Annotated in this window: 6 protein-coding genes and 1 other annotated feature; of the genes, 2 read left to right on the top strand and 4 right to left on the bottom strand. The window is 37.1% G+C overall.

The genetic code is table 11. The features are described from left to right. Window positions 1-69: 69 nt before the first annotated feature. The 3 genes from N784_RS15395 to N784_RS15405 form a co-directional block, all read right to left on the bottom strand. A complete protein-coding gene (locus N784_RS15395; RefSeq protein WP_036836400.1) occupies window positions 70-2,454 on the bottom strand; it encodes a penicillin acylase family protein in 2,385 nt (794 codons plus the stop codon). Window positions 2,455-2,559: 105 nt separating this feature from the next. After that, complete coding sequence (spoIIP, locus tag N784_RS15400) at window positions 2,560-3,639, bottom strand: stage II sporulation protein P (RefSeq protein ID WP_052127378.1); 1,080 nt, start codon at window positions 3,637-3,639, stop codon at window positions 2,560-2,562. A gap of 112 nt (window positions 3,640-3,751) precedes the next feature. Continuing rightward, window positions 3,752-4,276 carry a DUF4367 domain-containing protein gene (locus tag N784_RS15405; RefSeq protein WP_036836402.1) on the bottom strand — a complete coding sequence of 175 codons (525 nt, stop codon included), beginning with the start codon at window positions 4,274-4,276 and terminating at the stop codon, window positions 3,752-3,754. Between the two features lie 393 nt (window positions 4,277-4,669). On the opposite strand from N784_RS15405, the gene N784_RS15410 reads away from it, so the two are divergent. Further along, on the top strand, window positions 4,670-5,539 hold the full coding sequence (locus N784_RS15410) for a YitT family protein (RefSeq protein ID WP_036836403.1): 870 nt from the start codon (window positions 4,670-4,672) through the stop codon (window positions 5,537-5,539). Between the two features lie 246 nt (window positions 5,540-5,785). Further along, window positions 5,786-6,283, top strand: coding sequence for a thermonuclease family protein (locus N784_RS15415; RefSeq protein ID WP_084600301.1), 498 nt, complete (start codon window positions 5,786-5,788; stop codon window positions 6,281-6,283). Between the two features lie 163 nt (window positions 6,284-6,446). Here the strand turns inward: N784_RS15415 and argS are convergent, their stop codons facing one another. Beyond that, entirely contained in the window at window positions 6,447-8,141 is a 1,695-nt protein-coding gene (gene argS, locus N784_RS15420; RefSeq protein ID WP_036836405.1) for an arginine--tRNA ligase, read from the bottom strand. 52 nt (window positions 8,142-8,193) lie between these two features. Further along, window positions 8,194-8,410, bottom strand: a binding site (T-box leader). Window positions 8,411-8,847: the final 437 nt, after the last annotated feature.

Raw genomic sequence — 8,847 nt, forward strand, 5'->3', positions numbered from 1 at the left:
CGCTTTCTATTTTGGGGAAATCAGAAATTTCATTGATATCTTAACTACTGTCCCAGCATCTTTTTGCATTTATTCCTTGGGCTGTAGCATTAAGACGCTTCCTTCATATTGCTTGACTTTCGTTTGATGGTACTCTCCTGTTACCCATTGATCACGTTGGTTATGGTACCATTCACTTCGGAAGTGCCCTGCTTGACCTGGAGATACGGTATGACTTGCTTGGGTCAAATCAGCCGTATCCGCAACAAATCGCCAAGAAGCACCGTGATCTACAATGCCAGTATCCTCTTCATATGCAGCAGCCATCACCGTCACTTTACTCCCGCCTACCGGAATAGGATCTTTAGGATTGAAGAAACGTTCTAAATAAGAAACAGAAGAAAGAGGATGCTCAAAAGATACTTGATGATAGTCGCCCCATTTCCACTTAGTAGCGTCCGATCCATATTGTTCAGATAACATCGCCACTGTTTCTTCTAATGCGATTGTTAAAGCTTGACGTAATCCACCTTGTTCTTCTATCCAAATGACTTCCTCTCCACGATGTGCTTGACGAATAAGCTCATCGGTAGTTTGTGCACGGCCGTTAAACAACTTTATCATTTCTTCTGGGATGTCCTCTTCATAAAGTTGCTTGCTAAACGTTTGCATCCACGTGTGGAAAATTAACGGAGCTGCACCATCGACCGCATCTACATAATTCCATTCTTTTAAAATGGCTATTGCTTTCTGTTCTTCATCTGATAATGCTCCTTGATCAACATGCTCTAAAAAGATTGGAACGAATTCTTCCCCCTGTAAATTGTGTTGATCCATTTGTAAATTTTTCATTTCTGCTGCGGTGAAATCGTCGCCTTGCTCTAACACTTGAGCAATACGTTTATACCGATACGGTTGCGCCCAATTATTTGAAATATGATATGGATAATCTTCGCCAACTACTTTGTTATTCGCCGTCGCTATATAACCTTTATCTGGATTCACTACGCGCGGCAATTCGTCCCATGGAATATACCCATCCCACTCATTCTCTGCTTTCCAACCTTCTAAAGGCAATAAAGCATCATCGCCATTTGAATAGATTGGTATTTTACCGTTTGCCTTGTAAGCAATAGTTCCGTCCTGTGAAGCAAATACAAAGTTTTGTGCAGGTACTTCAAATTTCTCTAATGCCCGCTCAAATTGATTCCAATTCGTTGCTTTATTCATCTCAATGATCGCCTCTAACTCGGCCGTAGCATCTAACGCTGTCCAGCGAAGTGAAAGTACTGCTTCCTCCCCTGACGCTTCCGCAAACTGAGATATAATTGGTCCATGTCTCGTCTCCATTACTTCATATGCTACCGTGCCTTCCCCTTTTACTTTAATCGGCTCCTCTATTACCGCCGCTTCTTCATATTCTCCTTCAAACAAAAATTCGTTCGGTTGATCAGGATGACGTTTTTCGATATACAGTTGCTGTACATCTGGACCTGTGTTCGTAACTCCCCAAGCAATGCTATCATTGTGTCCTAAAATAATGCCTGGCACCCCTGCAAAAATAACGCCACTAACATTTTGTTCTGGGGAAGATAAATGCATCTCATACCATATGGAGGGCGTTGCTAGTCCTAAATGGGGATCATCAGCTAATAGCGGTTTACCTGAAGCTGTCTTCTCCCCGCTTACAACCCAATTATTACTACCATTATAAGAATGCGGGATTACCGCTTGTTGCAAAAGAGATGCTACGTCGATTTCTGCCTCTTGAATAATTGTAGGTGCTTGCTCAGGGTAAGTGGAAAATAACTCCAAGGCTTTTTCCTTAGGTAACGTTTGTAACAAATAATAATGAAACGCTTGACGCTCCCAGTGTCCTCCTAAATCAAAAGCCATATATTTCCCAATCGTCAAGGAATCTAATGGTGTCCAAGGTTCAGGTGAATTGCCCATTAAAGTGAATTCGACTGGTAAACGATTATTTTCTTCTGCCTGCGTAATATAAGCATTCACCCCATCCGCATAAGCTTGTAAAATTTCCTTCGATTCTTGTGAATATGCCTCATACGATTTCTGTGCCGCACGTCTTAAACCTAACGCACGAAAATATTTGTCTTGCGTTACAGTTGCAGAGCCAACCACTTCACTTAACTGTCCTGACGCCTGCCTCCGAGCCATATCCATTTGAAACAGTCGATCTTGTGCTTGGATAAATCCTTGTGCCCTATACAAGTCCCATTCATTCTCTGCTTTTATATGCGGGACCCCGTTTGCATCACGAATAACTTCTACAGACGCATGTAATCCATTAATCGCAACTTCCCCTTCTACTTGCGGTAAACTTCGATTAATCCAACTATTTAAAAACAATAGTCCTCCTACTACAATAAAGCCTAGAACCAAAGTAACGATAAGACTAACCTTTTGCCATGTACGCCATCCTTTTTTTCTACGAGGCAGTGGTATGACTTCCATGTACATTCCCCCTTATGCTTGTAATTGTTCGAATATTCTTTTTATTGTTGATATTGTACCATACAACGGCGTGAAAGAGAGAGTACTTGTCCCGTTACACTTCACTTATTGTTTAGCGTTCACTTTTTCAGCTTGATGAATATGATTACTTAACACTTCTGCAAGCGCCTTTGAACTGTTGCGCAGTTCTTCTTTCGTGTTATCAATACCGCCTACTTCAATTAAAATCGCGTTCTCGGAGAAGTCTTGATTGTACACACCATTCCCCATTGTTTTATCTTTTTTATACACACCTCTACTAATTCCTGGGTACTTATCTTCTAAAGATTGATTGATTTGATTCGCAAATGCGGCATTTTTCTTATACTGCTCATGCGCAGTACCGACAACGAAATAAATCTTCGCATATGGTTTGCCGTTAATTTGAGATGTTGTGATATCTTTCCGCTGTGCATCTCGATGAATATCGATAAAATAGGAAATGTCGTCACTTTCACTTGCTGCTGCTTTAATTGTTTTGCGAGCAAAAGTGTAAGAGTCATTATGATTCAATCCTTGCTCATTCAGTGCTGCAGCAACATTCGTCTTATCGTGCATCGTCTGTATACCACGCTCCTCGAGCTCTTCAGTTAGCATTGAGCCAACCATGACAATATTCTTGTCCCTATCTGTACTAGACGCTTCACTTGGTTTCGTTTTACTATCTAACATTGGTAAAAACGCTTCCCACGAATGACTATGGTACACAAATACATTGGCTTCTTCGTTTTTCTCTATTGGCTCATCTTCCTCATCTTGCCCCCCTTCTTCAAGTAATTTATCGAAGTCGGGCGGTGGAGATTCTATCGGCATACTCGCTACATTAGAATCCATTAAACTAGCAGATTGCTGTAAACCAGGTATCGCTGTTTCTAGCAAACTCGAGAAATCACTTAATTTCACACCAGCAGCTGTCTGAAAAAATAGAGAAGATACACTTGGCACCTCAATCCCTTTGTCTTTCAATTGAGCATTGTAAGGTGCCATTTCACTCCCTATCATTAAACGGAGTACATCTGACGTAGATTCAGAATCGATCATTTCATTTACGAAGGAATATTGCATAAAATCCATTTGCTTATTCGGAGAAAGCACCAAAAAGGCAAAAAATACCCCAAACAACACATGGACATAAATAGTGAACATGATATATTTCCTCATAGGATAGACCAACCTTTCCCAATCTCTTTCTACATTGTATGATAGAGTCTGTTTAATAGAACGAATGGCAACAAAAAAACCCAAACCATCGTTTGAGTTATTCCTTCACTCCTACCATTACTTTCACCCACTCCTCTTTAGAAAGCGGCTTCGTAGATGAAATCGTATAAAAAGTAGAGTTCGCTATCCATGATTGCTTATATATGTCACCGTTTTTGTGTGCTACTGAAACTTGCTGTCCGTTTCGTTCTACCGTTTCTATTTCATAACCTAACCCCCAATTTTCCTCGTGTTGATCAATTGGAAGCTGCAGCACTTGTATATGTCCCTTGCCTGGATCAATGTACAATTGCTTCACTTCATAGCCTGCCTCGCTTACGCTATATGTAATGCTATGCTGTTCATAAGATTCAGGGATATAGGTAAGACGTGAAACAGGCGTATCTATAAGTTCTTCTACCTCTTCAACGCTCGTTGCTTTGTACCAAGATGGTAGGGATTCATTTGCTTCTGTAACTTCTTCTGTCAAAATAACACGTTCTGCTCGCACTAAAGCAAACACGCTTATCGTGATAAAGGCAAACAGCATGCTAAACAGTACGACTCTTTGTGAAATTTCCATCTTCCTTCACGCTCCCCTAGACAACCTATTGCTAATGTATTCAATTGGTTCGCTGAACATGACTATTCCAGTGCTTTATCCTTTATTCTTTTTACCATGCTGTTGTTATAGTTTCAGCCATGAACGTTCACAATAGATTCCTCTATGTATTCCATAATCGCTTTTTGCTGATCGTGTTTTTTTATGTAATGAATGAAGTACTTTTCGTAAAAACTATCGATAAACCGCATCCAACCATTCTTGACCATTCATCACATACTAATAGGAAAAAATAATACTAAAATGAAGGAAATAATCATTCCATTGCTTAGTTAAAAATGTATAGGCGTTTTTATTATTAGATTTTATGATAAAATAAAATCTAAATGAATACATAAAAGATAGGGAGTTCTTATGAATAATCAAACATCACAGAAGAAGCTTGTCGTAGAATATGCATACATCGTAATTGGTTCCATTTTAGTCGGTTTATCCTATAATATGTTTCTCTTACCGTCTAAATTAGCGGCTGGCGGCGTCTCCGGTATAAGTACGATATTATATGAAGTTTACCAATATAATCCCGCCTACGTTCAATGGATCATTAACCTCCCTCTATTTGTGTTAGGAATTCTTCTGTTGGGCAAGGATTTCAGCTTTAAGACATTAGTTGGGACATTTTTCGTACCTTTCACAATTTGGCTCAGTGCCGATATTCCGTTTAAAATTGATAATCCGTTACTTGCTGCCATTTACGGAGGAATGATGTTAGGTGTTGGACTTGGGATTGTATATCGTGGAAAGGGATCAACAGGGGGAACTGCTACACTTGCTCAACTATTGAAAAAGTATACCGGTTTATCAAGCGGCTATTCACAACTAATTGTTGACGGATTCGTTGTCGCAATCTCTGCAATCGTCTTTAATTTAGAGTTAGCCTTGTATGCAATGATGTCGATTTACGTCACTAGTAAAGTAATCGACTTCGTCCAATTACAATCTTCTTCCTCTAAACTCGTTCTCATTATCACCGAACAAGAAGCATTGATTCAATCGATGATTAAAGATGAAGTCGATCGTGGCTATACGAAAATTCATTCATTTGGCGGCTATTCTAATAAAGAGAAAACGCTACTCCTCTCTGTTATGGAACAACAAGAGGCAATTTATTTAAAGAAATTACTACAGGAGCAAGAACCTAGCTCTTTTGTTGTATTCCTTAACGCATCTGAAATTTTAGGTCGAGGATTTTCTTTATCTAAGATGTATGAGTCAGGGAACTAATCACATCGAAACTCATGCAGTCCCAATAACCACTGAAAAGTCACGCTAGCTAATAGAGAAAAAGGAGTTTACAACCTACCAAAAGAACAGGTAGGGAACTCCTTTTTTTACTGTAAAATTGAAGGAACGATGCTATTTCAATACGTTCAAGTACGCAAATACCGAAATAGGACAACGCCCCTTTTTGCAGTAGATTAGCACACGCGACAAGGGCGCTCGATTATATGAAGTAGGAGTTATGATTCTATGAAAAAAATAATACTATTAATGATTACTATTCTTTCATTCCTTTTTACGATTGGTTGCTCTAGCAATACAGTTGATGGAACCGTCTCAAAAGTAGTTGATGGGGACACGATTAAAGTCCAAATCAACGGAACAGAGGAAACGGTCAGGTTATTGCTAGTCGATACACCCGAAACGAAACACCCAAATAAACCAGTTCAACCGTTCGGTCCTGAAGCAACGGAATTTGCAACCGCCAAGTTAAGCGGTCAAAACGTTACGGTCGAATATGATGGCCCTAAACGTGATAAATATGATCGCTTGTTAGGTTATATATGGGTAGATGGGGAAAACTTTAATAAGTTATTGCTTGAGAATGGCTTAGCTCGATACGCTTATGTGTATGACCCGCCATATATCTACGAGGAACAAATGGAAGAAGCAGAAAAGAAAGCACGAGAAGAACAACTCGGAATTTGGAGTATAGACGATTACCCGTCAAATGTAGAGGAAGATTAATTAGAGATTTAAAAAATTGACTTAACATTATTGGTTTGTATGAATTAATCCCAAAATTATTGGGATTAATTCATTCATTTAAAAAAGTTATCTATCTACAAGTATAACTTGAAGAATCAAAACTTTTTACATTAATCGCTGCCATTTGTAACAAATATTTTTCTTACATTTCTTCAGGTGCCTTAATTCCAAGTAAACGTAAGCCCTCTTTCAAGACAATAGTTACTGAATGAACCAAAGACAATCTTGAATGTTTATTAAGTTCATCATCTAATATTCTTACTGAGGAATAATATTTGTTAAATGATCTAGAGAGTTCAATCAGATATTTCGCAATTTGTGAAGGATCGTAGCTCTCCATAGATTTTTCAATAACCTCTGGAAACTCCATGAGGTTAATAATAACTTCCCAAGTATAATTATCTTGATCCTTAATTTGAATTGAATTAATATCCTCTTCATATTGTCCTTTTCTTAATAGCGAGAATGCACGTGCATGGGTATATTGCACATAAGGACCTGTTTCTCCTTCAAATTTCAGCATTTCATGTAGTGAAAATTCAATATCATTCTGACGAAAGTGTTTTAAATCGTGAAAGATAATTGCTCCAGTTCCAACTGCACTTGCTACTTCTTTTTTTGATTTTAGATTTGGGTTTTTAGTTAATATATTCTGTTCAGCTAGCCATATTGCTTCGTTTAAGACATCTTCCAGTAAAACAACTTTACCTTTTCGGGTGGACATCTTCTTGCCTTCCTTTAATATCATTCCAAACGGAATATGGGCTAAGCCATTATGCCATTGATATTCCATCTTTTCTAAAACTGCAAAAACTTGATTAAAATGAAGAGATTGCTCATTTCCAACAATATATAAGGATTTTGAAAAATTGTATGTGTTTTGACGGTATAATGCAGCAGCTAAATCACGCGTTGCATAAAGTGTAGTTTCATCTCTTTTTTTAATCAAACAAGGTGGTAGACCTTTCTCATTAAGTGTAACCACTTGTGCGCCATCAGAAGTTTCTAATAGACTTTTCTCTTTTAGTATTTCAACTATATTTTCCATTTTGTCATTAAAAAACGCTTCTCCATTATAAGAATCAAAACTAATACCAAGTAAATCATAAATCTTTGAAAACTCTTTTAACGATTCACCTTTGAACCATTCCCATAAAGAAATAGCTTCTTCATCTGCTTCCTCAAGTTTCTTAAACCATTCACGTCCTTTTTCATTAAGTTGAGGGTTAATCTCTGCCTCTTCATGAAACTTTACATATAACTTTAAAAGTTCTTTAATGGGATTTTCTCTTACTGTATGTTCATTACCCCATAATTTATAGGCAACAATTAACTTTCCGAATTGAGTACCCCAATCACCTAAATAATTAATCCGAACAGGTTTAAATCCACATTTATCTAACATTAATGCGATTGCATTTCCAATAACAGTAGATCTTAAATGACCCATAGAGAATGGTTTGGCTATATTGGGAGATGAAAAATCAATTGTAACGACATCACCATTTCCAACTTTACTTGTCCCATAATGATTTTTTTTATTTATAACTGAAACCAAAATCAAATTAGAAACAGGTTGTTTTTCTAAAAATACATTTAAATAGCCACCTATTGCTTCTACTTTTTCAAAGAGAGGTGATTCAATCTTGTTAGCTAATTCAATAGCAATAGTTTGTGGTGGCTTACGATATTGTTTAGATAACTCAAAACAAGGAAATGCAAGGTCACCTAAATGTGAATACTTTGGTTTCTCAATCATTCCAAACAGTTTGTTTTTTTCTAGTTTCCCATCAAGGGCTTCAAAAAGTAATGCACTAAAGTCAAGTTTATAGTTCATGCTAATTCCTCCTTAAAAAAATAAAAAACCCTCGTCTTTTCTTTAAAAATAAAGAAGAGACGAGAGCTGAATATCCCGTGGTACCACTCTAATTGTTCTACCATTGGTAAAACCACTTTAATTGATAACGAGGCTACCCCCGACACTCCCTACTAAATTCAGGAATGTATCTCCAAAGTGCGCTTCATTATTTGCTCAATTCTAGGCTCTCACCATCCCTAGATCGCTTTAATCTAACAAATAATTACTCTCTTTGTCATTGACGTAAAATATTTCTTTTCATTATACCCCTTTTTTAGAATAATACAATGGTTTCGATAAAATTAAACATTCTAACTTTTGTTATAAAGGAAAAGTAAATACTTGAAAAATGTATTACTCATCATCAAAATCAAAATCATCAAAAGCAGATTTAAATTTTTGAGCTTTATGTTCTTCAATTGATCTCACATTAGAAGAGTTAGTGTTATCTGATTTATCTGTAATGTTTTGTGTGTGATAAGTAAATTGTTCGAATAAGTAATCAGGTTTATCAAACAGATTATCAAAAACTTTTAATATTATTTTGTTGTATATATTGATGCTAGTATAGTTTCATGGACACATCTAAGTTAAATTTATAAAATAACTTTTAGGAGGGTGTGTCCAATGAGTAATCAAAGTAATGGTAAACGGTATAATGATGATTTTCGTAAAATGATTGTGG

Source organism: Pontibacillus litoralis JSM 072002 (genome assembly GCF_000775615.1).
Lineage (GTDB): Bacteria > Bacillota > Bacilli > Bacillales > BH030062 > Pontibacillus > Pontibacillus litoralis.